Here is a 26,521-nt window from a genome sequence, read left to right as displayed (position 1 = left end):
CATGGCATTCACGCAATCAGACCTTGATGCGATCAATTCGGCGATTGCCAGTGGTGCCAAGCGTGTCCGCTTCCAGACGCACGAAGTGGAATATCAGTCGATCGCTGAGATGCTTCGCGCTCGTGATGTGATCAAGGCTGAAATCGAAACGCCTCCGACGAATGGCGGTGCAATGTTTGCACGGTTTGAAAGCGATTACTGATGAACTTCATCGATTCGGCAATCGCCTGGTTTAACCCGGAAACCGGTCTGCGCCGTGCGCATGCTCGCCAGATGCTGGATGCCGCCCGCGATTATGCGGCCGCAGGCAACGGCCGGCGTAACAGCAATTGGCGCGCACGCGGTACGTCGTCGACGACGGAAATCGGCGGGGCGCTGCAGGCGCTACGTGATCGCAGCCGCGCTTTCGTTCGCGACAACTGGGCAGGGCAGCGCATCCTCGATGTGCTGGTATCCCATGCGGTCGGGACAGGCATCATGACGGTGCCGGATACGGGGTCCGACCGGGACGACAATCGCTACCGCTCGGCCCGCGAAGCCTGGGAAGAGCGTGCTGATATCGAGGAAGTTCTCGACTATGGCGGGCAACAGGCGCTTGCCGTCCGGTCCATGGCCGAAGGCGGAGACTGTGTCGTTCGCCATCTGGTGACCGGCATCAACGAAGTTCGGGGCGTCGTGCCGTTTCGACTTCAGTTGCTGGAGGGCGACCATATCGACACGACGCGGGACAGCCGCATCGTTCGCGGTGGGACTGGTGAGCGCACGCGGCTTGGTGTTGCGCTCGGCGACTGGGGGCAACGGCGCGGGCTTTACCTGCATCCGCAACATCCGGGCGACCAGGACGCGGTCAAGATCGAAACCTCGACGTTGATCGACTGGCAGGATCTCTGCCACCTTTACCGGCCGTTGCGGGCCGGCCAGCTGCGTGGCATTCCGATCTTTACCCCGATCCTGCTGCCGGCCAAGGAAGTCGCCGACCTGATGGAAGCTGTGATCGTGCAGCAGCGTACGCAGGCCAGCTTTGCCGGTTTCATCAAACGTCAGCCCGGTGGTCTGAACCCGCTGGCAGCCAAAGACGACAGCAAGACCGGACAGAGAATTACCGAAATCCGACCTGGTCAGATTCAGGATATTGGCGACGCCGATATCGTCTTTGCCAACCCATCCAGCACCTCGCAGTTCGAGGCAGCTTCCATGATGGGACTGTTTGCGATGGCGGCGGGTGCCGGCATCACTTACGACCAGTTGACCGGCGACCTTCGTCAGGCAAACTATTCCTCGCTGCGGGCCGGCAAGATCGAGTTTCGACGGATCATCGAGCAGATGCAGTGGCACTACATCGTGCCGATGTTTTGCCGGCGCGTCGATCGCAAGTTCGAAGATCTTGCCACCATGTCCGGCATCCTTCGGCAGCGCCGCGAAGGCTACCGCGTCAAGCATGTCATGCCGGCCATCGAGCCGATCGATCCGAAGAAGGATCTTGAGGCCGACATTCTGGCTGTCCGCTCGGGTCGCATGTCGCCGCAGGAATTCATTTCGGGCTGGGGCAGGGACTGGCGCACGGTCGTCACCGACTTCGACGCTTTCTACAAGTTCTGCGAGGCGAACGGTCTGAAAGACCTGATGTTCGATCTCGACCCGCGCCGGCCGCAGAGCGGTGCTGCGCCGCAGGCACAAACAGGAGACACGACCAATGTCTAGCGTCATTCACCTTCCGAAGATGCACCGCGACGCCGAGCTGCGTGCGGCGTCCTTTGACGAGACCGACAATACGATCGAGGTCGTCTGGACGACCGGTGCCACCGGTCGGCGTGTGACATGGATGGAAGGCGAGTTTGACGAAGAGCTTGTCGTCGACCAGCGTAGCGTTCGCCTTGATCGGCTGAATGCCGGCGCACCATTCCTCGATACTCATCAGCGATGGGGCCTTGATGCCGTCATTGGTTCGGTCGTTCCCGGCTCTGCCCGGGTTGAAGCCGGGCGCGGCATTTGTCGCGTAATGCTGTCTAAGGCCGAAGGCGCTGTCGATCGCGTCGCCCGTATCATCGAAGGCACAGTGAAAAACGTGTCCGTCGGCTACCGGATCTGGGCCGTCGAGAAGAAGGAACGCGATGGTTCGGTGCCCTTGCATCGCGTCATCGACTGGGAGCCGTGGGAAATCTCCGCAGTTCCGGTTCCTTTCGATGCCGGGGCGCAGATCCGCTCCGGTGATCAGGACGGCCTATTCTCCTGTCGTGTCGACCAGGCGCTGGCCGACATCAACACCACCCGCCGCATCCGCATGGAAATGCAGCAGCGGCAACTGCAATTGGTCCGATAGCGGCTATCGCCATCGCCAAACCCGCCGACGGCGGCGCCCGTATCAGCCATTGGGCCCGGCAATCAACATAGGATTACAATCATGAAACATTATCGCTTTGTGGCGGTAGCCCTTGCGCTTGCCGTCCTTCCGCTCATTGCCATCGCGTTTTCGGGCTTTGCCGCCTCCGACGCCATGGCCGCCTCGCTTCACGCGCCCGATGCGCTTCACAATGCTGTTCGCGGCTTCATGTCGGATCATATCATGGCGGCCTGGCCGGCACTGCTGGCGCTTCGCTCCGACCTCGATGCGCTTCTGAAGAAGGCCGCTGACAAGATTGCCGAGATCAAGGACGATACGGCTCCTGATGCCGCGCGTTCGATCCAGGGCGACCATGACAAGCTGCTGGCCGAGATCGAGGCCAAGCGCACCGCCATTGCCGAGGAAGAAAAGCTTGGTGACCCGGCCACCCGTGGCCAGCCGGACCCGAACGGCGGCAATGCCAATGTCCGGGCCGCCGATATTCTCGATATCGGCACCCGTGCCGGCATGGAGCAGGTGACCATTCAGGAGGCTATCCGCACCGGAACCTCACTGGAAGCCTTCCGTGCCCGCGCATTCGACTTCATGCTGGAGCGGCAGAACGGCAGCCGCACCGATGGCCAGCGCAGCCGCATCCTGCAGGACGAGCGAGATACCGCGCGCCGTGCATCGATCGAGGCGCTCTCCTATCGCATCGGCGCTCCCCTGCCGAGCGAAGGTCCGAGTGCCGCCGCCCGTGGCCGGATGGAAGACGGCCTGATCTTCCTCGCGATGGAAAGCGTGGGCGAACGCAACTATCCGCGCAATGCCCGCCAGGTGGAAGAGCTTTATGAGCGCGCTGCGGCCCATACCACGTCGGACTTTCCGATCATCCTGGAGGGGGCGATCAATCGCACCGTCGAGGCGCGCTATCAGCTGGCCCAGCCGACCTACCGCCGGATCTCGCGCCAGCGCAACTTCCGTGATTTCCGTCCTCACACCTCGATCAAGCTCGGCGACTTCCCGATGCTCGAGCAGATCGCCGAAAACGGCGAGATCAAGTATGGCACGCTGACTGAGGGGAAGGAGACGATCTCGGTTCTCTCTTATGCCAAGGCACTTTCCGTCTCGCGCCAGCTGATGATCAACGACGATCTCGGCGCGATCAACGAAATGCTGTCGAGCTACGGCGCAACCGTCGCCCTGTTCGAGGAGATCACCTTCTACGCCAAGGCGTTCAACGGGAATCTTGCTGACGGCAAGGCGGTATTCCATGCCGATCACGGAAACCTGGCCGGTGCTGCTGCCGTGATCGACGTCGACTCGGTTGCACTCGGGCGGGCCGCCATGGCCAAGCAGAAGTCCATCGACGGAAATCCTCTGCTTTCGAATCCGCCTGCCATGATCGTTACCGGACCCGATCGCATCACAACCGCCGAAAAGCTGGTCGCCAGCATCACGCCCGCCACGCTCGCAAACGTGAATATCTTCTCCGGACGCCTGACGCCCTTCGATACCGCCCAGATCAGCGGCAACGCCTGGCATCTCTTCGCGGACCCGCAGATCGGATCGAACTATCGCTGGGGTTATCTCGAGGGATACGAGGCGCCGCGGGTGCGCATCGACAATCCTTTCGGACGTCAGGGCATGGCGATGTCTGTCGAGCACGACTTCGGCTGCGGCCCTGTCGACTATCGCTACGGCTACAAGAACGCAGGTCTCTGATCCGTCACCATTCGATATACGGCCCGGACGCGATCCGGGCCTTCCATCCATGATGCCCACAGGGCACAAACAGAGGATACGACCATGAAGAATTTTCGGCAGAAGGGCAATGCGATTACCGTTCCTGCGCCTGCCGGCGGCACGGTTTCCGGCAAGCTCTGCATCATCGGCTCGCTGATCGGAATTGCCTCTACGACTGTCGCGGAAGGCGAGAACGTGGTGCTGGAGACGGAAGACGTCTTCAACTACGCCAAGACCTCGGCGCTGGCGATCGCCGTCGGTGACAAGCTCTACTATGACGCGGCAAACGACGTGCTGAACAAGACGGCCACCGGCAATACGCTGGTGGGTATTGCCGTAGCTGCTGCTGCAAACCCATCGAGCACGGTCGACTTCAAGCTCGGACCGACGACGGTCTGACCATGAACACGATGTTCCAGCGGCTGGCTTCGGTCAGCCGCCAAACAATCGAACGCGTCCACGGGGACGCGGTCACGATCTTTCCGGTCAGCGACACGGCGCCAAATGCGAAGCCGTCCCTCTCGGCCGAATTCCTGCCGTACCTGTCAACCGCGCTGTTCTACGAGAACACCATGCTCGAGAGCGAAGCCAGGGCCCAGCCGAGCATGGATGGTCGACGCTTGATGAACCGGTCGCTGCAGAAGCAGGCGTCCATCAGGCTGATCGACGGCCAGCCGCTAAAGTCCAATTACTACCTGCGCCGCGAGAGCGACCAGGCAATATTCATCATCAATGGTTTCGATCCGGATGGCATGGGCAACGTCCTGGCGACCATCGCTGCCGCCAAGGGACTTCCGCCCGTTTGAGGGAAGATACTCATGTTATCACCCGAGGCCCTGAGGCTCGTCACGATCGAGATCCTCTGCCCGACAGCTGCGTTGTCAGGTACAGAACAATTCCCCACGCTGGCCGGACGGCGGGTCTTCGACAGCCGCGAGGCCGCCATGAGCGACCTCGATATCGATCGTGAATACACACCGGTGATCTCGGTCTATACCGTGGAGAGCAGCAACGCACCGCGCGGCGAAGCCGCAGGGCTCGGCGATATCTCCTGCATTGTTACGATGGATCTCGTCGCAGAGCTGGTGCAGGCGTCAGCCGATGGCGATGGTGAGTTCGCCTTTGCCATGGCGGAGGGCGATCCGCAGGCGAGACTGGTTCTCGCAGCGCTCTGTGCGAAGATTCGCTTTCTGCTGGAGTTCTCGGAAAAGGGCCGGGCATGGCGCCGTCTGGCCGGCCGGGTTCTCGGCATGGATGCCACGACATTTGCCGTGCCGGATATCGGATTGCGACTGATGCGCGTCACTATGCGCTATCGCGCTGAAGTCTCTCCCGACGACTTCGATTCCGTCAATGGCGGACTTCCGGAGCCGATCGCGTCCGTTTTGGCAGAACTGCCAGCTGGAAGCTACGCCAAGGCAAAATTGCTCGACCTGGCGCAGATGTTCATAGGCGAGTTGCCGGACACATTAGCGACGATCGCCGGCACGGCGAACCTGCCCGGCGCGACCGACATCACCATCGGCGCCGGCAATCTTGGTTGACCCTCACGGAGGCATTGATGACGACGAAATATGTGGCGGCTGCCGGCCGCACCATCCCCGGCGGCTGGCCCGAAGACGGACGGCCGATCGACGAACTCTCCATGCTGCATCGCCGCTACGTCAAGGACGGCGACCTCATCCCCCTGAAGCGTCCGCCGAGCCCGGCGAAGAAGAAGGAAGACCACGATGGCCAGTAACATTCCGAGCGGCATCGTCGCGCCGCTGCTCGCGTTCGACGTCGAAAGCGGCGGGCAGTTCCAGTCCGAAAACCGCATGATCCTGCTCGGCCACGGCCTGGCGGCCGCAGCACTGGCGGCCGACACGATCGCGCTTTGCGGCAGTGTCGAGGATGCGCGCTATCTCGCCGGCGCCGGGTCGATGCTGGAAAGCATGTTCATCCGCACGCGGCGGAACGCGCCGGCGCAGGAAATCTGGCTCGGCCGCGTCACCGATACCGGAACGGCGGAGGTGCGCACGATCACGGTCGGAACCGTGCCAGCGACGGGCGGGCAGGGTGTGCTGCAGATCGCCGGCGAGGCCGTCAGCGTTTCGATTGCGGCCGGCGACAGCGCCAACGCCGTCGCCTCGGCGCTCGCCGCGGCGATCAATGCCTATATCAACCCGGTCACCAAGATCTCGCTGCCGTTCACCGCAACGGTCGCGACCAATGTCGTCACTGTGACAGCACGCCATGCCGGCGCCTATGCCACGGGGATCGGCGTCTATATCCCGGTTCTCGAAGGGGCGAACGCCTTCACCGGCGTGCTGACGTTTGCGACGACCACCGCCGGCGCCGGAACGCCGGACGTCGCGGCCGTGCTGGCGGCGATGGGAGACGACTCGTTCGAGGTCGTCGTCTCCGCCTTCGGCGACGACACGAACCGCACCAAGCTCGACGATTTCCATTCTGCGGTCAGCGGCCGCTGGTCTTATGCCCAGCAGCTCTACGGCCACGTCTTCTATCCGAAGACCGGCACGACCTCGCAGCTCGCCACGTCGGCGCTCGCAAGGGACAGCTGGCATGTGACGATGATCCCGCTCTTTTCCGCCGGCGGGATGGCGCGTCCCGATTACGAGTTCGTCGCAGCCGTCGTCGGGCGCATTGCCTCCTTCCTCGACGGCGGGTCGGACGGGCGTGTTTCCGTCAACCAGACCGGCCTCGTCGTCGCCGATATGATCGCCCCGCGCGACCGCGACTACTGGCCGGATTACGCGACGCGCGACAGCCTGCTGAAGAACGGCGTCTCGACGTGGAAGATCGATCGCTCCGGCAATGTGCTGATCGACAAGATCATCACGCAGCAGCAGACGACCAACGGCATCCCCGACACGGCGCTGCGCGACATCCAGGCGGTCTACCAGGTGACATACGCGCTCAAATACTATCGCGCGTCGCTTTTCTACGAGCATTCGAACAAGGCGATCGTCGACGACAACCCGGCCAATCTCGACGCGCTGGTGACGCCGACGGACATCCGCGGGACGCTGGTCAACTCGACGATCGAGCTTTCGCAAAGCGGCGTGCTGGAGGCATCCACCACTGTGCTCGACCAGATCGCGGTGACGCGCAATGCCGACAACCCGAACCGCGTGGACATCGTGCTGCCGATGGACCGGGCGAATCCTCTCGACATCTTCGCAGGCCTCGCCAGGGTCTACGCGCAAATCTGATCGCTTGCCTGACGGGCGATCATCATCCCTTCCCACACCCTATCGGGAGACTTCATCATGGCAGGCAAAGATTTCGGCGGACGCATGAGGGTCCGCCTTTCCTCCGGTTCGCTGCTATCGCTGCGCGGCACATTCAGCCTCATGCAGGCACGGCAGAGCGTCGAAACGGTGACCAACCAGGACGGCTCGCTCGACCGCACGGCGACGCCGACCTCGCCGCGGGCGAGCGTTACCTTCAAGGATGGCGACGTCGACCTTGCGGCGCTGATGGAGGCGCCGCGCCAGAACGTCGTGATCAACGAGGAATTCTCTGGCGTTACCCACCATTTCATCTCGGCCGTCTTTGCCGGTGATCCGGAGAGCAACCGGATGAACGGCGAGGTCGGCGGTCTCACCATCGTCGGCGAGGTCTATCGCCGGACGGGCGGCTGATCATGGCTGACAAGATCGTCCCACTTTCCCGGCGCTACGAGGTGCCGGGCGAAGAACCGTTCGACAGCATCACGCTGCGCGAGCCGACGTATCAGGACATCGTGATGGACGGCCTCGGCTATCCGCAGGAACTGCAGCCGAACGGGCATGGCGGATCGATGATCGTCACCTACTATTCGGTCGTGGACGCCTACGCGCAGCGGCTGATCAAGGCGCCACAATATGGAGCGGTTTCCAGGCTCTCCGTCGAGGATACTCGAACGGTCGAGGAGGCCATCTGCGGTTTTTTCCTAACCAGGGCGCCGAAGAGCTGATCGGCGCCGCCGACTTCCTCGTCTTCCGGCTCGGCTTTTCGGCGCCGGCCGTCGAACAGATGACGGTCCGGCAGATCGGCTGGTGGACCGGAAGGGCGCTCACCCATCGAAACAAGGGCAAATCATGATGCGCGAAGTCGAGGCGAGGCTCAAGATATCGGCGGTCGACAAGACCGGCCGTGTCTTCAAAGGCGTTGCCGACAAGATGGGTGAGATCAACCGCCGCGCGGCCGCCTACAATCGGCAGCAAGGCATGCTGATGCGATCCACGGCGGAGATGTATGCGACGATCGCGCGCTACGCCGCGCCTGCAGCGCTCGCCTACGGGGTGAAGGCGAGCATCACCGAATTCGCAGCGCTGGAGCGGCAGATGACCCGCATCGGGATCACGGCAGACGCCAGCGCGAAACAGACATCCGAGGCATTCGCCGAGGCGCAGCGCGTCGCAAAGGATTTGAACTACGACAGCGTGCAGCCAGCGATCGAGGCACTGGACACTCTGGTCGCGTCCGGCAAATCCCTCGAGGAGGCGATGGCCTTCCTGCCTTCGGTGCTGGCGACGGCGCAGGCCTCGGGTGCTGCGACCGCGGACATCGCCAATACCGGCCTCAAGGCCGCCGATGCGCTGAAGATCGAAACGGCGCAGCTGCAGCGAGCTTTCGACATCATGGTGACCGGCGGCAAGGCCGGACAGTTCGAACTGAAAGACATGGCGCAGTATATCCCGTCGCTCGCCAACAGCTTCTCATCTCTCGGCTACCGTGGCGAGGACGGGTTGAGGCGACTGGTCGCCATCCTGCAGACGATCCGTGAGGATACCGGAGATGCGAGCGCCGCGGCGACGCAGGCGCAGAACATCTTCGGCAAGATGTTCTCCGGCGAGACCATGAAGAAGTTCGGCGAGTTCGGTATCGACCTCCGCAAGGAAATGAAGGCCGCCGCCGCGGCCGGCGAGGATGCCGTCTCCGCCTTCGTGCGGCTGTCGAAGGAAGCAATCGACGGCGACTATACGAAGCTGCCGCTGCTCTTCACCGACCAGGAATTCCGGCTCGGCATGCAGTCTCTGATGACCAGTTCCGACAGCCTGGAGCGGTTCCTGAAGGTGATGAACTCGGCCGAGGTGAATGGGACGGTCTGGCGTGACGTAAACAAGGTGATGTCCGACACGCAGGCCTCGGTAGACCGGATGTCGAACAGCTGGGAGCGACTCAAGACGGCCTTCGGCGGGGCGATCGCTCCAGTCGCGACAGAGGGTATGGACGCGCTGTCATCGAACCTCGACTATCACGCTTCGGTCAATGCCGGCCTAGAAAAATCAGGCGTGCACGGGTTCTGGGACAGGACGAAGTTCGGGCTCACCAGCAGCGCCGACGAGAAGATGCGGATGGCGATCGCCGGCGGCTATTCGGACCGATCTGCCATCGGGGAGTATTATCGCCGGCAATACGAGAGCGGCGCCTTCAAGGCGTCAATCGGGCGGCAGAACCAGAAGATCCTGTTGCCGGAGTTCCCCGGCGGCGGTACCGGGGCCATTCCGCTTCCTACTCCGAGGCCGTCAACGGTCGATGCGCCAGTCCGGTCGCAGCCGGCAGTCAAGGCGGCGGCTTCGACGATCACTGTTCCGGCTAACATGGGCGAACCGCCCTTCCGCATTCCGAGCAAGCAGGAGCTGAAGGATGCGCTGAAAATCGACATCGGCTTCAAGCACGAGAGCGAACAGGCGGGACAGGCGGTGGCGCAGGGTGGCAAGGACGCCGGCAAGGCGATCGAGGATGGCGCTGCCTTCTTCAAGGTTGCCGGCTACGACGTCGGCGCGGCCATCGAGCGTGCGGCGGAGAAGCTGGCGACGGCCGCCGGTGCAATCAACCGGCTGGGGAGCGTCACGCAGCCGCAGACAAAGGCGGTCAACGCCGATACGGGCCGCAGCATGCCGCCTTCGACGTTCGGGCCGCGGTGAGGTGAGATCATGGCAAGGGACTGGATCAAGACGCTGCGGCGCGCCAGTTTTCGCGGCGTTGCCTTTTTCGTGGAAAGCGACATCCATGACGGCGGGAAAAGGCTCGGCCTGCATGAATATGCGGGCGGCTATTCGACGCTGGTCGAGGAGATGGGGGCGAAGACCGAGCGCTTCTCGGTCACGGCCTACCTGACCTCCGATCTCGCCGACGTGAAGGCCGCGGCACTGCGCGCGGCCTGCATGGCGCCGGGGCCCGGCCTGCTGACGCTTCCGACCGAAAGCGGGCGGCTCGCCTATGTCGAGGATTTCTCGCGGATGCGCGAACGCGACCGCATGGGCTATATCGCCTTCGGCTTCACAGCGATCCCCGCAGGGGCAAGCGGCGTCGCGGCCATCGGACTCGGCGACCTGTCCGTGGCCTTCTCCGCCGGGGTTTCAGCTGCAGCTCTGTCGTTTTCGGGGTTGTTCCGATGACCGCTTCGCGCAGTACCGTTCTCGGATGGATCGGCGAACTGGCGGCGGCGCTGGTGACCGACACTATAGACCGCGAGGCGATCGACGACAGGATCGCCGCCGCGCCCGCACTGGACGGGCCAAGCTTTTGCGAGGAGGCGCTGCAGCTCGTGCGCATCGTCGCGGAGAACGCTTCGGCGCCCGCCGATTTTTCGCTGTTCACTGCACCGGCTGATCTCGACGAGGAGACAGCGCAGTCCTTCGCAATCCTCGTCGTGACGGGGCTCTCCGTTTCCGGCCCGCGGATTGACTGGCCATCGCGCCCGGCGGCAAGGGATGCCCGCTCGGCCATCGCCGCGGCGACGGAGACGGCGCTTTCGGTCGCCTCCGACCTCGGCGCCGACGGCGCCGGGCTCTATGCCTTCGTTTCGGATGTGAGCGCGGTAGCGATCCGGATCGTCTCTGACATCGCCGCGAACGCCGTGCCGATGGTGCGGGTCGAGACGGGAATTTCGTTGCCGTCGGCGGTCGTTGCCCATGCGCTCTACGGTGATGCAAGCCGGGCCGGGGCGGTGGCGGAGATCGCCGGGAGCATGACGCCGATGCTGATGCCGAGCGCCTTCGAGGCGCTGGAAAGCTGATCTTCTCTCGCCGCAGGGTGCCATGATCCTCGAAACCGTCACATGCTTTGGCCTGCCGCCGATCAAAAGCTGTTCGATCAGCATCTCGGCCGAGGAGGCGGTGCGGACGGCGACGCTCGACCTCGTCGTTACCGGCTCCGGCGTGCCCGTCTCCATCGGCCAGGCGGTGACGCTGAAGGCAGGCGGCACCACACTGCTGACCGGCTATGTGCGCGACATCAATCCTGCACACAGCGAGGCCGACCGGTCGCTTTCCGTCAGCCTCGTGTCGCGGACGATCGACTATGTCGAGTGTTCGGCCGATCACCCGTCCGGGGAAATCCTCGACAAGGATCTTGCGGCGATCGCAAAGGAACTCGACACTCAAGGAATCGGGATCGAAAGCGATGCAAGCTTTCCGAAGGAGATGCGGCACAAGCTCATCCCCGGCGAAAGCGCCTTCGCCTCGATCGAGCGGCGGGCGCGCGGGCGCGGCGTGCTGATCCACGATACGGAAAAGGGCCGGCTGAAACTCGCGACGAAACCGGAAGGCACGCATTCCGGCGGGCTGATCAAAGGGATCAACATTCTCTCCGGCTCGGCGACCTTCACCGAGCAGGGCCGCTATTCCGACGTGAAGGTGCGCGGGCAGGCGGGCGAGGGGGTGGAAAAGCCGCAGCTTCGCCCGGAGACATCCGTCACCGACAGCGGTGTCTCGCGCAAGCGGGTGCTGATCCTGCCGCACGAAGGCGAGGTGACGATCGACCGCATGACGAAGCGAGCCGAATGGCAGGCGAAACGGGCGGCGGGGAACGGCTCGACGGCGTCGATCACTGTCAGCGGCTGGCGGGATGCCGGCGGCACGATCTGGACGCCGAACTGGCTGATCGAGGTCAATGACGAGTGGCTTGGGCTTTCGGGAAAAATGATCATCAAGTCGGTGACGCTGTCGCAGGGTGAGCGGACCGAGGCTCAACTGACGCTCGCCGATCCGCGGGCGCTCGGCGGCGAGAACCCGAATGGCGGGAGCGCCGTAGGCTATGCCGCACCCGGCGACATCCGGGCGAGCTACGAGGACGAGTGATGCAGATCCGGCGCTTCGAGTTCGACGGCCGCGTCGAGGAAAAGGGCGGGCAGCAGTTCGTCTCCGGGCGCGGGTTCTACGGCGACGGGTTCACCCGCATACACCGCGTCGAGCCGCACGGCTTCGCCAGTTCACCGCCGAAGGGATCGAAGGGGCTCATCGTCTCAACCGATCCGGACAGCGCCTATGTGCTCGGCCTCGAGCATCCGGGACACCGGCCGGCCGACCTGCCGGCCGGTTGCTCGGCGATCTACGACGCCGCCGGCAATATCATCAAGTTGCTCGGCGCCGACGGGATCGTCATCAACGTGGCGGGCTCCGCCTATTCGATCACCAAGGGCGGCGTGACACTGACGGTTTCCGACGCCGGCGTCGATATCACCGGCGGGTACCTGAAGGTGAACGGCGTTCCGGTGGACGATACGCACACCCATGGCGGCGTCTTGCCGGGTAGCGGCAACACGGACGTTCCAAACGGCTGAGGATCATCGTGCTGAAGATCATTCCCGTCGAGACGGCGGAGGAGCCCTATCGCGCGCCAGATCTTGTCTGGGACGGCGAGCGCGGCGATCTCGCGATCAACGCGTTGACCCACCCGCTGGCGCCCGGCGACCTGAAGGCGGAGCAGGGCCTTGCGACGCAGGTGCTCGTCTCGCTGATGGCGGATGCCCGGGTCGACGCGAGCGAGCTGCCGGACGGGGTGGCGAACCGCGGCTGGTTCGGCGACTGTTTCGACCTCGCGGCCGGCGAGACACCTATCGGATCGAAGCTCTGGCTCCTGCGGCGGCGCGCGATCACCGACGGGATCGAGACTGAGATCGAGGATCATGTGCGGGCGGCGCTGCAGACGTTGATCGACCAGGGTGCGGTTGCATCGATCGACGTCACGGTGACGGCCGACCGTTCGCAAAATCGGATCGACTTCGAGGTCATGCTCTACGGAAAGAGCGGCAGCCTCGCCTACAACCGGAAATTCCAGATGCTTTGGGGGCAGATCGATGGCGTGGCAAATCCGCTCGCTGGATGAGATTTCGGCGCGGCTGCGCGGCTCGTTCCGGCAGTACCTCCCCGGAACCGACACTTCGCTGAAGAATAACCTGGTGACAGTGATCGCCAAGGTCGTTTCCGGACTGACGCACGAATTCGAGCTGCGCATGGGGGCGCTGGCGCGCCAGATCCTGCTCTCGACCGCGACCGACGAGCGCTGGGTGCGGCTGCATGCTTCCGAAGTCGGCATCTACCCGAAGCCGGCCTCGTCCGCGACGGGTGCGATCGGCGGGACGGGGGCGGCTGTGACCACCTATCCCTCCGGCATCCGCTTCGTCTCCGGAAACGTGACCTTTGTCTCGACGGCCGGCGCGACCTCGGCCGCAGACGGCACGATGACGCTCTCCGTCACTTCGGAGAGCAAGGGCGCGGCCGCGAACCGCGATGCGGGCGGCCTGCTGACGCTCGCCGATCCCGGCCTCTATCCGTCGCTCGGCGCGACATGGACGGTCGGCGGGGCGGGGATCGGCGGCGGGGCGGATGCCGAGAGCATCGAGAGCCTGCGCTCGCGCGGGGTCGCCCGCAAGCGCAACCCGCCGGGCGGCGGCACGCTGACCGACTACGAGCGCATTGCGATGGAAGTGCCCGGCGTCCTCAAGGCATGGGCCTTCCGACCGCAGAATGCACCGGGGATGCTGGTCGTCTACTTCCTTTTCTCCGGGCGGACGAACTCCATACCACAGGCCTCCGATGTGGCCGTCGTGCAGGCGGCGATCGATGCAAAACGGCTGATCCGGGTGGACGACAGCGTGGCGGTGGCGCCGGTGGCGCGAGTGGTCGACGTGACTGTCTCCGGCCTTTCCGAAGACACCGACGAGGTGCGCGCGGCGATCGAAGCGGGGATCGCCGCGATGTATATCGCGCGCTGCCGGCCGGGGCTCACCGGTGACCCGTTCGTGCTGCCGAAGAGCTGGATTTCCGAGGTGATCTCCGGCGTCTCCGGCGAAGACCGGCATACGCTGGTGGCACCCGCCGGTGACATCACCCTGACGGCCGGGCAATTCCCGGTCAACGGGACCTTCTCCTATGTCGCGTGATCCGGGATCAAACACCTATACGGAGGCGGCGAGCACGCTCGCGGAAATTGTCCCGGCCGCACAGCCGTGGGACAGCCTCGCGAACCCGGCAAACGACGACCTGATTGGCGCGGCTCTGACCTTCTGGCCGCCGGGCGCGGCGTTCGGCACCCCGGACGGCGAGGCGATCCCGCTTTCGAGTGTAATCGCGCGCCTGACACGGGTTTTACTGTCGCCGTTCGAAACGCTCTATGCACGCGCTTACCGGCTGGCGCTGGAAAGCTCCGTCTTCGGCGTCGACGCGCTGCTCGCCGAATGGGAAGCGGAATATGGTCTTCCAGACAGTTGCGTCAGCGGCGCGGCATCCGTCTCCGAGCGGCTGCGTGCCCTGGAGGCGCGCGTCGCCTCGGTCGCAGCCATCACACCTGGTGATTTTATCCGTGTAGCGTCCAGCTACGGCTTCGAAATCGCGAGCGAGGAACCGGCCATATTCGAGTGCGGATTTTCCGAATGTGGCGGTCAACACGAAATCGGCAGCCCGCGCGAAGAAATCTACTGGATCATCTACGTCGCCGACCTGGCGGTCGACTATTTCCGAGCGGGTGAGTCCGAATGTGGTTACGACCCGCTTTTTTCAATCGGAGACGCAGAGCGGCTGCTCTGCATTCTGCGCCGGATCTCTCCGGCGTGGACCATTCCCGTGCTCGCCCTTGATGCACTACGCCCGCCCGTCGATCCCCCGGCCGGGGCAGAGTGGGTGTACCTCGAGAACTCCTATCCTCGTCAGTACATCACCGTCGACGGCGAGTACGTCTTCATCTTCACAACTCCCTGACATCTCAACCGAGGCGGACGCTCCATGCGCTACATCGCTCCTTTCGGATCGGCTGATCCGGACGCACCCTATGTCGACAGGAACACGGCGACTGCCACCCGAGGGTCAGCTGTCCCTGCCGATTTCTTCAACGATATACAGGCGGAGCTGCTTGATATCATCACGTCGTCCGGCCTGACGCCGCAGCAATCCGTGTTGCAACTGGCAAAGGCGGTCCAGAGCCAAAAGATGAACTTCGCCCCGGCGGCAGGGACTGCGAACGCCATGACGGTGATGCTTGACCCCGCCCCGACTGCATATGCCGATATTCTGTATATGCCGATCCTGGTGCTCGCCGGAGCATCGCCGACAGGCCCGGTGACGCTGAACGTCAACGGGCTGGGCGCGACCAGCGTCGTCGGACGTGGCGGCGCGGCGATCTCCGGCGGCGAGTGGGCGGCGGATGACCTTGTCTCCTTCTGCTACGACGGAACCGCCTTTCAGGTCCTCGGTATCGTTCTGCCGGACAAGAGCCTCGTACATGTCGGGACGGATACGAGTGGCGCGGCAAATGCGATCGTCGCGACAGTCGACCCTCCGGTCACGTCCTACAAGAGCGGCAGCGTCTACAGCATCAAGATCGCGAACACGGTCACGGGCGCCACGACGGCTGATTTCGGGGGAGGCGTTAAACCAGTCGTCCGCGCCAATGGCTCTGCGACGAAGGCGAACGATCTCGTTGCCGGCCAGACGGCGCTGCTTGTCTATGACGGAACGAACCTACAGATCGCCAATTTCTCGCCGGCCAACATTCCTGCCCGCAACACGCAGCAGTTCATAGCATCCGCCAACTTTACCGTGCCCGCCGATGTCTACCGCGTCAGGGCTCGCGTCTGGGGTGGCGGTGGCGGTGGCGGCGGGTCTGCCGGAAGCGGCGGTGCGGGAAGCGGCGGCGGTGGTGGCGGGTATGCGGAGGGCATCGTATCCGTGACACCAGGACAGATCATCCCGGTTACCGTCGGTGCCGCCGGGGCTGGCGGAATATCCGCGCCGAGCAACGGGAACAACGGTGGCAATTCCTCATTCGGCGGCTACGTCAGCGCATCCGGCGGGGGCATGGGATATGCGGGAAACGGCGGATTGCAGACAAGCCTTGCCGGGGTTGGCGGTAGCGGGACCGGCTCCTTTGCGGTTTCCGGGTCGAGCGCCGGCATCGCCTTCCTCGTCGGGACATCACCGGCTGGCGGCATCGGCGGAAGTGCCGGAATGGGGTCTGGATCTCCGACGATCTCCATCGGTGGTGTCGGGGCTGCCGGCCTGTTTCCGGGCGGCGGAGGGAACGGCGGCTCCATCGGGTCGTTCGCCGGCGGCGCCGGTGCGGCCGGACTGGTCGTCATCGAATACTAGACCGCACGTCCAAGGCGGAATGACACCACCTATAAGTAAGGGAGCCAATCATGTCGGTCGAACTCGTCGCCGGTCTCGCCATCAAGAAAGACCCCGCCGGAACCGCGCTCGGTCTCGCGCCGGTCGCCACGTCAGGGAGTGTGGCCGATCTCTCGGAGACGGCCGACAATAAGGTTATGACGAGTGCAGAGCGGGAGAAATTAGCCAGCATTGAAGCCGGGGCGAATGTAACAAATGCCGGCAATGTCGGCAACGTGATCAACGGAGTGGCAACCAAGGCTACTCCTGTTGGCATGGACAAGATTGCCATTATTGATAGCGAGGCGGATGGCGCCCTCAAAAGCGTATTTTGGTCCGATGTGCCGGCCGCGCTCAACGTCAAGCCGCTGAATGCAGATGGAGGTTTGTCGCTTACGACAACCACCACCAGCGAGGAATGGGCGAACGGAGTCTTCGGCGGATCCTGGCGAGTGGCGAGCCGCCGCCATAGCTCGTCGCCTTCCACGTATGCCGGTGCCAGGGCGACGGAAGCTGTTGTGCGAGAAGTTATGGGGAACGCGAACGGCCCATCCACCGCGGACTATGCATCCCTTCGTTCGGTGCTGAAGACAAACTACCTGACGTCTTTAGCTGGCGGGGAAATAAATGTTGATTTCCTCACAGTTGGCCAAGGTGTCAACGGCGATTGCTCTGGAACGTTGAGCGATATCAACAAGGTGGCTGGCGGAACTGGGGGTGCCCTAGCACACGAGAGCTCGGTCAATATGAGAGACTCGTCTGGCGCTATAGTCCGTGCTGTACAAGCGATTAAGAATTTTCAGGAAGGCGCGGGCGGAGTATCGGGGGGCAAAGGTTACGGATTCTGGACGGAGGCCCGTGCGGGAGATCCTTATTCCGCCTACCACGCGGACCAAGATCAAACTGCGTCTGGAGCGGCGTGGGCAAATTTTCTGACCTACACCAAGGATAGGACGGCCGCCAGCATGATCTACAGGGTGGACGGTGCCGGCCGCACCTACACCTCTAATGGATCACAGGGTATTCCCGCCTACACCTTTGTCAGTGACACAAACACCGGCATGTATAGGGTAGGCGAGGACGCAGTCGGCTTTTCGACTGGTGGCGTAATTCGCGCCTATGTCGCATCGAACGGCAGCATTCTTCCTGGATCTGACAATGCGTATTCTCTGGGTGCCGTAGGAACAGCGCGCTTTGCAAACGCGTACTTCGTGAATGCACCGACGGTCGGTTCCGATGCGCGATCGAAGACAGCTATCATTGATAGCCCGCTAGGTCTTGAATTTATCCTCGCGCAGCGTGCGGTGGCTTATCGCCTCAGGGAAGGCGGTGTAAGAATCGAAATGGTTGATGTCGAGGAGGAAGTTGAGGAGCCAGTCACCGAAGATGGTGATGTCTGGATCGACGACTCCTACTTTGACGGCGCGGCGAAGGTCAAGCGCTACCGCAAAGAGCGCGGGCAAGTTCAGGTCTACGATCGCGAGGCCGTCCTGGATGCTGATGGTAATCCGGTTTTCGAGGAAGTTGTTGAGGCTGTTGTCGGAGAGGATGGGCTTCCCGTTATGGAATTGGTGCCGCGGGAGGCCCTCCAGTATCGTGACTCTGAAGGGAACCTGCACAAGCAAGAACAGCCTGCCGTTCTAACCCAGGTGACGCGGACTGTGCGCCGTCCTGTGCTGCGTGCAATTCCACGGATGCAAAAGGTCAAGAGGATTTTCCAGGTTCCTGTCGATGTGCCTATTGAGGGCAAGCGTCAGCATTTTGGGCTCCTGGCGCAAGAGGTTCGGGCGTCGCTGCCCGACGGGGTGGACTTCGCCGGCTGGCTGATGGACGATGTCAACGATCCAAAAAGCGCGCAGGCGCTGCGCTATGAGGAATTCATAGCACCACTCATTAAAGCCAATCAGGAGTTGGCAGCTCTGGCCTTCGAAATAATGGCTGTATTGTTGTCTGGCGAGCCGATTTCGGCGAAGGTACGAGCTCGCTGGATCAACCACCCATGTTTTGCGAAATTCATCTCAAAACTGAATTGATGCTGACCCAGCCATAGTGGCGAAGCTTCGCCGTGTCAGCGCGGCAAGGTACTTGGTAGTGGAGCCGTTGCTTCCTTTTTTCTCTTCTATGGCGGCGAGCCATTCGGCGGCCGATTTTCGCTCAATGGGGATATGAGGAAAAAAACGTTCGGCTTGGATCTTGATGATGATATCAGGCCTATATGCTTCTTCCAGATCAAGCAGGAAATCTGGGCAGTGTACGAACAGCGTTTCCGCAAAAATCTCTGACAAGAAATCGAGTGGCCGGTGAGCGAAACTGTCATGCAGCACCAACGCTCGACCAGTGCCCCCGTCGCAAAATGAATGTTGTACATATCCCTCGTTGATGATGTCGCTGTAGAAGCAAGCGCGCTGCCTTCTGAAAGCCAATCTGATCCTGACAACATCTTCCGGTGGGCACACTGCCATCTTCGATAGATCACCAGTGGATGAAGTCATCTCTGTTACAGTAGATAGGGACCTCAAGCGTTCAAATTCCGCATGGAGGCGGAAGTGCTGGAATGCCAGCTTCAGATAGTGGAGTGATCCGCTCTCCGTCCAATGGCTGTCCCCGCGTTCGTACGGGCACGGGGATACAGATGAGGGTAATAGTGCGTCCTCGCTGAAGAATGAACAGACGTGAGCATCCTGGAAGCTGGAAAAGTACTGCTTCACTGGCGTTTTGCCATATCGCTCATAGACATCCGGATCTGACAGAAAATGCCGGAATGCGGTCTCCTTGTTCGGGGCAATGATGTGGAGGTAATGGGATCCACGCTCTCGAGCGCGGCGCTTCGCCATATCGTGCGATTGCTTTATGCAAGTCATCCCGAACATATCGATGGATACTTGACCGGATGTCTGCGCCTGGACGGAATTGCTGTCGTTGTCGAGAAAGAGATGGCCATCCCTGCCAAATAGATACTTCGTCACGTTCAAACCCGACGTTCTCGGCCTTGCGACACATTCGACGCCACCGATCATTAATCGCTGCTGTACTTAATGCCAGGTGGTTCTTTAGGTCAAGCTGCAACGAAGACGTGTGGAGCGCCGCGAGCGCCTTTGCAGTGCCATCGACGAGGAACAGGCCACGGTCTGGCGCGTCGATGATGTCGGCGAGGCGCTGATCACACTGGGCAACGTCCTCGTCAGGACCGACGGCCTCAAGAAGCTGAGCGACCTCGGCCGAGACTGACGCCTGCATTTTCGAACACCGACCAGCCTACTCGCGGCGCAATCGTGTGCGGCCATGATGGCGCGCGCCCGGCGATTTGGTTTCGCAACAAAGGATAGACCACCATGGAATGGAACGGCTTCAAAGGCCGGGCCAGGCGGATCGATGACATCGATCTGCATTAGCGCCCGATAGGGCAAACCAAGAGGAATTTTCGGGAGGTGCAATGCACCCGGATCTCACGGCCTGGACAAGAAGCCTCCCGGCAATCGGCACGCTTGAGCGTCGTCGCTGACATAATCACCACCAAAAGGAGATCCCCATGGATCGCGGAAAACTCTTCGCGGCGCTGCGGCGTCGGGGCACAGCCGTGTTTGGATCGTCGCTCAGCCAGTCCCAGGTCGACGGGATCAACGGGCTGCTGGACGCTTTTGTCAGCCATGGGGACGGGCGGGTGAAGACGCTCGCCTATGCGCTGGCGACGGTCTACCACGAGACCGGCCGGCGCATGGTGCCGGTGCGCGAGGGCTTTGCCAAGGATGACGCCAGCGCGCGGCGGATCGTCGCCCAGCGGGACTATGGCAAGCCGGCCGGCAAGTATGGCCATGTCTACTACGGGCGCGGGCAGGTGCAACTCACCTGGATCGACAATTACGATCGCTCGTCAGCCGACGCCGGCTATGACCTCGTCGCCTATCCCGACAAGATGCTCGATCCGGTGATCTCGGCGCGTGTTCTCTTTCGCGGGCTGCTGGACGGGCGGTGGAACGGCAAGGGAAAGGGGATCGCCTTCTACCTGCCGTCAAATGGGCCGGACGACCTCAAAAACGCGCGCCGCACGGTGAACGTCACCGACAAGTGGCAGACGATCGCCGGCTACTACAGCGCCTTTCTCGGCGCGATCCAGGAGGCTGGTGGGGTTCCCGTGGCCGAGCCGAAGGCGCCTGCGCCTGCGCCCACACTAGCGCCCACCGAGCCCGCGAAGCCGCAGCCGCCGGCCGAAGTCAAGCCGGTCGTGATCGACCGCAAGGGTGGCACGGCAGACTGGCTGACGGGGCTGGTCAACGCATTGCTCTCGCTCATGAAAGGAAACAAGGCATGAAGCGCATTTTCGAGGCCGTCGTCCGGTTCCGCACCTGGCTGGCCAATCTCTTCTTTGCGGCGCTGATCGTCGCGCCGGACCTCATCAACTCGCCGGAGATCCTGGCGGCCATTCCCACCGAATACCAGCGCTATGTGGTGGCGGCGGCATTCCTCGTGAACATCTGGATGCGTCCGCGCCCGGCCGTCCTGGCGACCGACCTCGAGGCGAGCATCAGCCGGAGCAAGAAACGATGATCATGGGCATCATCAAATTGCTGACCAGCGGGCCGCTCGATCGCGTGCTGTCCTCGCTCGACAAGTCGATCGACAACGAAACGGAACGCCAACGGATCGTCGGCAATGTCGTCGAGCGCGTGGCGGTCGCCGATGCGGACAACCGCGCGGCGGCGATGCAATCTCGGGTGTTCTGGGCCATCTGGGCGCTGTTCGCCGTGCCGGTCGGTATCTGGCACGGGGCAGTGGCGCTGGACAGCGTGTTCCTGTTCTCCGGGCACATCGCCGATCTTCCGCCATCGACCAAGCCCTATGCCGACCAGATCGTCGTTTCGCTGTTCGGCTCGGGCGGCCTGGTCGCCGGGGCACAGGCGATCGCCTCGGCCATTCGCGGGCGGCGCTAGATTCCCCATACCCTGACATCATGTGATGGTTAGGGCTCGTCCTCAAGCGCCTCGACGAGGGCCGTCATCTCGGCCGTGGTCAGCACCCGGATCTCGCCGAAGCCTAAGCTGTTGACAAAGACCACAATCCAATGCCCGTCGGAAACATGGATGGCCAGGTGAAAGGTCTGTTGGATTTCGCTCATGGCTTTCCTCCTTTGCCAGGGCAGGAAAGCGCGGGTGCCGGGTTCCCGCTAGTCACAGATTTGCAACTCGCTTTCGACACCTGACAGAAGGACCGCCCGGCATGAACTCAAGCTTCGATTATCGGTTTTGGGTCGCCATTGCCGGCGCGGCGCTGTTCAAGCTTCTCACTAGTCCATGGCACTCGCCGACACGGGCACTGCTGACCGTTTCGGCCGCCGTCTTCTCGGCCTGGGTGTTCACCGATCCGGTGCTGCATTTCATGTCCTGGCCGGCGGATGCCTATCGGATTCCGGTCGCCGCCCTTGTCACATTGACGGGGGAGGGAACAATGCGGTGGGCTATGCGCATTACTCCTGACAAGCTGATCGAAACTTGGAAGGACTTACGCAAATGAGAGATCGTCAAAGGCGGTGGCACCTGACACGGGTGGAATGGACGGCGATCATCGTCGCCGGCTGGCTTCTGCTGGTGTTCACCTCAACTTGAGGGGCGCTTCACGCGTCTCGATGCGATGATGACGGGCGACAGGTGCATTGAGGTCAGTGCACCAATTGCCAGACCTGCAGGCCGATTCCGGCGAGCGTGAGCATCATCAGCAGGGCGAGCAGGACGAGCAGGGCAATTCTCACCTTCTGACTTCCTCCGTTTTATCAGGCCGCTCTCGCTGGCAGCAGGATCAGTAGATCCTCGGGCAGGGGCCGCTGCAGCGCCTTGGCTTCCTCCCAGGGCGCTGTCATCCACATCTCGATTTCATCCGGCTCGGTCAACAGCACCGGCATGGCCTTCGGATGGATCGGCGCCACGACCGCATTCGGCTCGGTCGTCAGGAAGGCGTATAGGTCGGCCTTGATCAGGCCTTCCTTGACCTTGCGCACGCTCTCCCACTGCGGCACCCATATCCCGGCAAAGCACATCAGCGGCTGGTCAGTGCTGCGTGCGAACCAGGCATTCGGCGTGCGCCCGCCCTCGACCTTGCTGGCCGGGTCCGGCTCGGCAAAGCGGGTGATGGGGACGAGGCAGCGGTTTTCGGCGCCAAGCCAGCGCGTCCAGTGCTTGCTCGCGGTGTTGCGCACGTTCGTCGTGCCGCCGTCCGGTTCCATCTTCAGCAGCTGCTCGAAGTCGACCTCCTTGCCCTTGGCGCGCAGCTTGTCGGCCCGCTTGGAGGTGGCCTGGAAGAGCGCCTGGCGCGAACTCGGCAGCCCCCAGCGCACGCTCGCCAGTTCGCGGCCGGCCGGCGTGTTGCGCACGATCGGCGCCATCTGGTCCGGGTAGACATCGAAGGACGGCTCGAGGTTGCCGAGATTGTCGACCATGGCGCGGGTGAAAGCCCGTATCGCCTCCTGATTGGTCGTGACGTTGTAGAGATTGCACATGGGGCGCCTCCTTGGTCAGAGCTCTTTATCACGCCAGATGGGTCTTTTCACCCACTGGACCTCGACCAGCTCGCGAACCACCAGGCCCGGGACTTCCCGGGCGAGCAGCATCTTGAACTCGACGGCCATGTATTCCTTGCTCCGGCATGTGGCGCAGCGGAACTTGTCCTGAAGGTGCAGCACATGGATGTTCTCGCCGATCAGCGCCTTGATGTCGGCCGGTCGGTAGAAGCGCACTGTCTTGCAGCGCAGGCAGCCGGCGCGCACGTACTGGCCGAGCGCATCGGCATCTTCCAGCGTCGGGATCTTGTTTTCGAGATAAGGATGCGCCCGGCCGCGATAATTGCTGGCGGGCATGGCTATTCGCCTCGGTCGAAGCTCGGTGTCCAGCCGCGCGTCATGCCGCGGCTCATGGCGCCTTGCGTCAGTGCCAGCTGTTGGCGCAGATGCCGGCAATCCTCGATCAGCGTGGCGATCGTCGCGCGCGGGTCGCCCTGGTGCCAGGCGAGAGCGGCTTCAACGGGGTCTTCCGGGATGGTTTCAGGTTCCTGGCGTTCGGCGTGCATGGCTCAGTCCTCGTAAAACAGCATTGCATTCGAAAGCGGCCGCCTCGCTTTCGTTCTCAATATGTTCTCATGAGGCGGAGAGTCAATGGCCCAAGCCAGTTGGCAGTTGCCTTGCTGGTGTTAGTCCGCAGCATCGCCAGTTGCTCGTCGCTTCTGCCTTCGCGCTGCGGCTTCCTTAAGTTGTTGTGGCATAGTAACCATCCGCTGAATTATCAGCTCCGTGAAATCTCCAACATCTGCGGCGTCGACCTTGGTTAGATTCACGTCATGCACTCCGTCGTTGCCATCCAACTGTATCGCCTTGGCATGATCCTGTAGGTCGTGGGGAAGCAGGCCATTGGCAAAAAGCCAATCTAGCCTTGCTCCAAGGTTCCTTCTGACGAAAGAGTTTGGCTCTCCATCAAGAGGGAGAAGTGGCTTTGTAAGGAGGTCGATAGTCGCCCGGTACATTGCCGCGCTCGCATTCCAGCATCCAGCCGCTTCACACCTCGCAGCCTCCTCGAAGGCCGTCGCCAGCTTGCCATTGGTGTGTTCTGGAAGGGGGCGCCCGGCCCTGTCTGAAACGGAGACTACCCTGGCAATGCGTATAAGTCGGTCTACCGAGCCATCGTATTGCCGCATACCTTGTGCGTCCCAAATTGGACTGGAACCGTCCTTAAGCTCTGCCTGTTCTGCTATGAATATTGACCCTTCCCTGCACCCACGGCAGACGGCAAAAACTTCCATGATGCGCATCCAATCATACCGGATACCGATCTGGTTCTGCCCAAGTATGTCGAACGTGGAATGTACTGCGGGGCATCGTGGGCAGTCTGTCACAAACGTCGCCATTGAACCTCCCAATCGAACAAAAGACGCGAATTAAGTACAAGCATCCATTAGGCTGTAATGAAACTGGTGCTGTTTCTGAAGGGGCTGTCCCTACTTCTATGAGTGACTGCCATATCCGTGCTGTGCCTGTGAGACTGGATCGACGTAGGACGAGCCAAGGGAAGATCATCCTGAGTTCCCAAACTGGAATATAGCGGGCTGTCACTAGATACCGAAAGGTGGGATATGGCGTTTCCGAAACTAAAATGATTTCAACAGGACCACGTTCAGTCGCACCTTCGTTCAAGCGACTGTTATCATACGTTATTAATACAACTGCAGGGGTCGCCATCTTCCACCCATACGCCTTCCCGCCGGACGCACGAGCCGCTGGCATTTCCCTGGTCAAATCGGCTATCGCTGCCTCAGCATGATTCGCGCGGCCGGATTCGGCCGGTCGCGCCGTCATGGGGCTGGCGACCATCGCATGGGAGCGATCGGCAGCCGTCGAGGCGAGGGTTTTTCATGGCAAGTCCCAGCAATACGAGGCGAAAGCCGCGCAAGCGCAGCAGCACGGCGCGCAAGAAGTCGTCGAGCGGCGGCGGCCTCTGGCCGTGGGTCGTGGCGCTGGTCCTGGTCGCCGGCGCGATTGCCGCTTACGACAATCGCGACAAGCTGCCCCGGATGATCGCGGCCTATCTGCCCAGCGCCGCCAAGAACCCGTCTGGCAAGCCGGCCGGGAACGGCGCCGGTAATGCGGCGGCCGCGCGCCCGAAAGCGGACACCTCGCCCGCAAGGCCGGCGAAGCCCGCCGACACGCGTGACAGCGGGCCGATCCCGCCGGCCCCGGTGGGCACCGCCGCAGTCAAGCCGCCCGCCGCCGTGCCCGTGCCAGGCGGCCGTCCGGGGGATGCCTCTGAGGACGGCAAGGGTTTTGCCGGCAAGTTCTATTTCTGCGGAACCTCCGGCCTCGACAATTGCGTCGCCTCCGGCGACAGCTTCTGGTTCCGCAAGGGCCGCCTGGTGCTGGCCGACGTGGTGGCGCCGGCGACCGAGGATGCCCAGTGCCAGCAGGAGCGGGACAAGGGTTTTGCCGCCAAGGTGCGGCTGCGCGACCTGCTCAATGCCGGCCGCTTCGAACTGTCGGAACTCAAGGGGCAGAACGTCTCGGCCGCCAGTCCGACCATGCGCGTCGTCACGCGCGACGGTCGGTCGCTCGGCGCCATGCTGGTGGCGGAAGGGCTGGCCCAGCCGCGCTTCGGCAAGCGGCAGTCCTGGTGCCCGTGAGGCCGCACCGCTGACTTCAGCTTAGGCCGGCATTGGCGAGCCGGCCGAACACGTCGGCCGCGCCAAGCATCGACCGCCCAATCAAAAAAGCCCGCGCCGGCGTTCGGCGCGGGCTTTCTGTCTTGGTCTGCGATGCAGCGATCAGTGCAGGATCTGGCTGAGGAACAGCTTGGTGCGCTCGTGCTGCGGATTGTCGAAGAACTCGGCCGGCGAATTCTGCTCGACGATCTGGCCTTGGTCCATGAAGATCACGCGGTTGGCGACCTGGCGGGCAAAACCCATTTCGTGGGTGACGCACAGCATGGTCATGCCTTCTTCGGCCAGGCCCACCATGGTGTCGAGCACTTCCTTGATCATTTCCGGGTCGAGGGCCGAGGTCGGCTCGTCGAACAGCATGATCTTCGGGTTCATGCAGAGCGAACGGGCGATCGCCACGCGCTGCTGCTGGCCGCCGGACAGCTGGCCCGGATATTTGTTGGCCTGTTCCGGGATCTTGACGCGCTCGAGGAAGTGCATGGCGATCTCTTCCGCCTTCTTCTTCGGCATCTTGCGGACCCAGATCGGCGCCAGCGTGCAGTTTTCCAGGATCGTCAGGTGGGGGAAGAGATTGAAGTGCTGGAACACCATGCCGACTTCGCGGCGCACTTCGTCGATCTTCTTCAGGTCGTTGGTCAGTTCGATGCCGTCGACGAAGATCTGGCCCGTCTGGTGCTCTTCGAGACGGTTGACGCAGCGGATCATCGTCGACTTGCCAGACCCCGACGGCCCGGCGATGACGATGCGTTCGCCGCGCATGACCTTCAGATTGATGTCGCGCAGCACGTGGAAATCCCCGTACCACTTGTTCATGTTGATGATGTCGACCGCGACGTCGGTGTCCGAGACGGTCATCTTGGTGGGTTGGACTTCAGCCATTGTTTTCCCCTGT

34 protein-coding genes are annotated in these 26,521 nt (G+C 62.5%); 27 read left to right on the top strand and 7 right to left on the bottom strand.

All coding sequences use genetic code 11. From position 1 onward, the window contains the following. Position 1: 1 nt before the first annotated feature. The 21 genes from AC07Y0_RS09205 (at position 2) to AC07Y0_RS09105 (ending at position 18,476) form a co-directional block, all read left to right on the top strand. Positions 2–202 (top strand): phage head-tail joining protein, encoded by a 201-nt coding sequence (locus tag AC07Y0_RS09205; protein WP_498676583.1) that lies wholly within the window; start codon positions 2–4, stop codon positions 200–202. Continuing rightward, positions 202–1,701: a phage portal protein gene (locus tag AC07Y0_RS09200; RefSeq protein WP_498676581.1), complete on the top strand. Its 1,500-nt coding sequence runs from the start codon at positions 202–204 to the stop codon at positions 1,699–1,701. Before AC07Y0_RS09205 ends, AC07Y0_RS09200 begins: the two co-directional genes overlap by 1 nt. Then, positions 1,694–2,320, top strand: a complete 627-nt coding sequence (locus AC07Y0_RS09195; RefSeq protein WP_498676580.1) for a hypothetical protein — start codon at positions 1,694–1,696, stop codon at positions 2,318–2,320. Before AC07Y0_RS09200 ends, AC07Y0_RS09195 begins: the two co-directional genes overlap by 8 nt. Positions 2,321–2,401: 81 nt before the next feature. Next, positions 2,402–4,045, top strand: a complete 1,644-nt coding sequence (locus AC07Y0_RS09190) for a phage major capsid protein (RefSeq protein ID WP_498676578.1) — start codon at positions 2,402–2,404, stop codon at positions 4,043–4,045. A gap of 84 nt (positions 4,046–4,129) precedes the next feature. After that, a complete protein-coding gene (locus AC07Y0_RS09185) occupies positions 4,130–4,465 on the top strand; it encodes a DUF2190 family protein (RefSeq protein ID WP_498676576.1) in 336 nt (111 codons plus the stop codon). 2 nt (positions 4,466–4,467) lie between these two features. Continuing rightward, positions 4,468–4,872, top strand: coding sequence for a hypothetical protein (locus AC07Y0_RS09180; RefSeq protein WP_498676574.1), 405 nt, complete (start codon positions 4,468–4,470; stop codon positions 4,870–4,872). Positions 4,873–4,884: 12 nt separating this feature from the next. Then, positions 4,885–5,610: a hypothetical protein gene (locus tag AC07Y0_RS09175; protein WP_498676572.1), complete on the top strand. Its 726-nt coding sequence runs from the start codon at positions 4,885–4,887 to the stop codon at positions 5,608–5,610. A 17-nt stretch (positions 5,611–5,627) separates the two neighbouring features. Continuing rightward, complete coding sequence (locus AC07Y0_RS09170; protein WP_498676571.1) at positions 5,628–5,807, top strand: hypothetical protein; 180 nt, start codon at positions 5,628–5,630, stop codon at positions 5,805–5,807. Beyond that, the gene (locus AC07Y0_RS09165; RefSeq protein ID WP_498676568.1) at positions 5,797–7,281 is read left to right on the top strand and encodes a hypothetical protein; all 1,485 of its coding nucleotides are present in this window, start codon (positions 5,797–5,799) and stop codon (positions 7,279–7,281) included. Before AC07Y0_RS09170 ends, AC07Y0_RS09165 begins: the two co-directional genes overlap by 11 nt. Before the next feature lie 57 nt (positions 7,282–7,338). After that, entirely contained in the window at positions 7,339–7,713 is a 375-nt protein-coding gene (locus tag AC07Y0_RS09160) for a phage tail tube protein (protein ID WP_498676564.1), read from the top strand. 2 nt (positions 7,714–7,715) lie between these two features. Then, positions 7,716–8,027, top strand: coding sequence for a hypothetical protein (locus tag AC07Y0_RS09155; protein ID WP_498676560.1), 312 nt, complete (start codon positions 7,716–7,718; stop codon positions 8,025–8,027). Between the two features lie 124 nt (positions 8,028–8,151). Further along, positions 8,152–9,984, top strand: a complete 1,833-nt coding sequence (locus tag AC07Y0_RS09150) for a phage tail tape measure protein (protein WP_498676557.1) — start codon at positions 8,152–8,154, stop codon at positions 9,982–9,984. Positions 9,985–9,993: 9 nt separating this feature from the next. Beyond that, positions 9,994–10,458: a DNA circularization N-terminal domain-containing protein gene (locus AC07Y0_RS09145; RefSeq protein WP_498676555.1), complete on the top strand. Its 465-nt coding sequence runs from the start codon at positions 9,994–9,996 to the stop codon at positions 10,456–10,458. Next, the gene (locus tag AC07Y0_RS09140) at positions 10,455–11,078 is read left to right on the top strand and encodes a hypothetical protein (RefSeq protein WP_498676553.1); all 624 of its coding nucleotides are present in this window, start codon (positions 10,455–10,457) and stop codon (positions 11,076–11,078) included. The genes AC07Y0_RS09145 and AC07Y0_RS09140 overlap by 4 nt, the downstream gene beginning before the upstream one ends. Before the next feature lie 22 nt (positions 11,079–11,100). Further along, entirely contained in the window at positions 11,101–12,141 is a 1,041-nt protein-coding gene (locus tag AC07Y0_RS09135; protein WP_498676551.1) for a phage baseplate assembly protein, read from the top strand. Then, positions 12,141–12,623, top strand: coding sequence for a phage baseplate assembly protein domain-containing protein (locus AC07Y0_RS09130; RefSeq protein ID WP_498676548.1), 483 nt, complete (start codon positions 12,141–12,143; stop codon positions 12,621–12,623). The genes AC07Y0_RS09135 and AC07Y0_RS09130 overlap by 1 nt, the downstream gene beginning before the upstream one ends. A gap of 8 nt (positions 12,624–12,631) precedes the next feature. Then, positions 12,632–13,168: a phage GP46 family protein gene (locus AC07Y0_RS09125; RefSeq protein WP_498676546.1), complete on the top strand. Its 537-nt coding sequence runs from the start codon at positions 12,632–12,634 to the stop codon at positions 13,166–13,168. Next, a complete protein-coding gene (locus tag AC07Y0_RS09120) occupies positions 13,140–14,225 on the top strand; it encodes a baseplate J/gp47 family protein (RefSeq protein WP_498676544.1) in 1,086 nt (361 codons plus the stop codon). The genes AC07Y0_RS09125 and AC07Y0_RS09120 overlap by 29 nt, the downstream gene beginning before the upstream one ends. Further along, a complete protein-coding gene (locus AC07Y0_RS09115; RefSeq protein WP_498676541.1) occupies positions 14,215–15,039 on the top strand; it encodes a hypothetical protein in 825 nt (274 codons plus the stop codon). Before AC07Y0_RS09120 ends, AC07Y0_RS09115 begins: the two co-directional genes overlap by 11 nt. 24 nt (positions 15,040–15,063) lie before the next feature. Further along, positions 15,064–16,425, top strand: a complete 1,362-nt coding sequence (locus tag AC07Y0_RS09110) for a glycine-rich domain-containing protein (RefSeq protein ID WP_498676539.1) — start codon at positions 15,064–15,066, stop codon at positions 16,423–16,425. 50 nt (positions 16,426–16,475) lie between these two features. Then, positions 16,476–18,476, top strand: a complete 2,001-nt coding sequence (locus AC07Y0_RS09105; protein WP_498676536.1) for a hypothetical protein — start codon at positions 16,476–16,478, stop codon at positions 18,474–18,476. Here the strand turns inward: AC07Y0_RS09105 and AC07Y0_RS09100 are convergent. Continuing rightward, positions 18,462–19,409, bottom strand: a complete 948-nt coding sequence (locus tag AC07Y0_RS09100) for an alginate O-acetyltransferase AlgX-related protein (RefSeq protein ID WP_498676534.1) — start codon at positions 19,407–19,409, stop codon at positions 18,462–18,464. The two genes, AC07Y0_RS09105 and AC07Y0_RS09100, sit on opposite strands and share 15 nt — an antisense overlap. A 109-nt stretch (positions 19,410–19,518) precedes the next feature. On the opposite strand from AC07Y0_RS09100, the gene AC07Y0_RS09095 reads away from it, so the two are divergent. From AC07Y0_RS09095 to AC07Y0_RS09080, 4 genes are all read left to right on the top strand, one after another. Next, on the top strand, positions 19,519–19,671 hold the full coding sequence (locus AC07Y0_RS09095) for a hypothetical protein (protein ID WP_498676532.1): 153 nt from the start codon (positions 19,519–19,521) through the stop codon (positions 19,669–19,671). A gap of 301 nt (positions 19,672–19,972) precedes the next feature. Continuing rightward, positions 19,973–20,752 carry a glycoside hydrolase family 19 protein gene (locus AC07Y0_RS09090; protein ID WP_498676529.1) on the top strand — a complete coding sequence of 260 codons (780 nt, stop codon included), beginning with the start codon at positions 19,973–19,975 and terminating at the stop codon, positions 20,750–20,752. Beyond that, positions 20,749–20,988 carry a hypothetical protein gene (locus AC07Y0_RS09085; protein ID WP_498676526.1) on the top strand — a complete coding sequence of 80 codons (240 nt, stop codon included), beginning with the start codon at positions 20,749–20,751 and terminating at the stop codon, positions 20,986–20,988. Before AC07Y0_RS09090 ends, AC07Y0_RS09085 begins: the two co-directional genes overlap by 4 nt. Before the next feature lie 2 nt (positions 20,989–20,990). Then, positions 20,991–21,371, top strand: a complete 381-nt coding sequence (locus AC07Y0_RS09080) for a hypothetical protein (RefSeq protein ID WP_498676524.1) — start codon at positions 20,991–20,993, stop codon at positions 21,369–21,371. Between the two features lie 29 nt (positions 21,372–21,400). Here the strand turns inward: AC07Y0_RS09080 and AC07Y0_RS09075 are convergent, their stop codons facing one another. Then, a complete protein-coding gene (locus AC07Y0_RS09075) occupies positions 21,401–21,556 on the bottom strand; it encodes a hypothetical protein (RefSeq protein WP_498676520.1) in 156 nt (51 codons plus the stop codon). A 101-nt stretch (positions 21,557–21,657) separates the two neighbouring features. Here AC07Y0_RS09075 and AC07Y0_RS09070 point away from each other — a divergent pair, with 101 nt between their 5' ends. Continuing rightward, positions 21,658–21,951, top strand: a complete 294-nt coding sequence (locus AC07Y0_RS09070) for a hypothetical protein (RefSeq protein ID WP_498676519.1) — start codon at positions 21,658–21,660, stop codon at positions 21,949–21,951. A 256-nt stretch (positions 21,952–22,207) separates the two neighbouring features. Here AC07Y0_RS09070 and AC07Y0_RS09065 read toward each other — a convergent pair whose 3' ends face one another. The 4 genes from AC07Y0_RS09065 to AC07Y0_RS09050 form a co-directional block, all read right to left on the bottom strand. Beyond that, positions 22,208–22,930: an SOS response-associated peptidase gene (locus AC07Y0_RS09065; protein WP_498676518.1), complete on the bottom strand. Its 723-nt coding sequence runs from the start codon at positions 22,928–22,930 to the stop codon at positions 22,208–22,210. Between the two features lie 15 nt (positions 22,931–22,945). Then, entirely contained in the window at positions 22,946–23,287 is a 342-nt protein-coding gene (locus AC07Y0_RS09060; protein ID WP_498676516.1) for a hypothetical protein, read from the bottom strand. A 2-nt stretch (positions 23,288–23,289) separates the two neighbouring features. Beyond that, on the bottom strand, positions 23,290–23,496 hold the full coding sequence (locus tag AC07Y0_RS09055) for a hypothetical protein (RefSeq protein ID WP_498676512.1): 207 nt from the start codon (positions 23,494–23,496) through the stop codon (positions 23,290–23,292). A gap of 120 nt (positions 23,497–23,616) precedes the next feature. Next, complete coding sequence (locus AC07Y0_RS09050) at positions 23,617–24,327, bottom strand: DUF4145 domain-containing protein (RefSeq protein WP_498676510.1); 711 nt, start codon at positions 24,325–24,327, stop codon at positions 23,617–23,619. A gap of 504 nt (positions 24,328–24,831) precedes the next feature. Here AC07Y0_RS09050 and AC07Y0_RS09045 point away from each other — a divergent pair. Then, positions 24,832–25,593 (top strand): nuclease, encoded by a 762-nt coding sequence (locus AC07Y0_RS09045; RefSeq protein ID WP_498676508.1) that lies wholly within the window; start codon positions 24,832–24,834, stop codon positions 25,591–25,593. Between the two features lie 141 nt (positions 25,594–25,734). Here the strand turns inward: AC07Y0_RS09045 and AC07Y0_RS09040 are convergent, their stop codons facing one another. Then, entirely contained in the window at positions 25,735–26,508 is a 774-nt protein-coding gene (locus AC07Y0_RS09040) for an amino acid ABC transporter ATP-binding protein (protein ID WP_498676507.1), read from the bottom strand. Positions 26,509–26,521: the final 13 nt, after the last annotated feature.

This window comes from Allorhizobium sp. GW101-3B10, from assembly GCF_059424725.1.
Note: the sequence above shows the minus strand (reverse complement) of the source record. Positions and strands in the feature narration are given on the sequence as shown.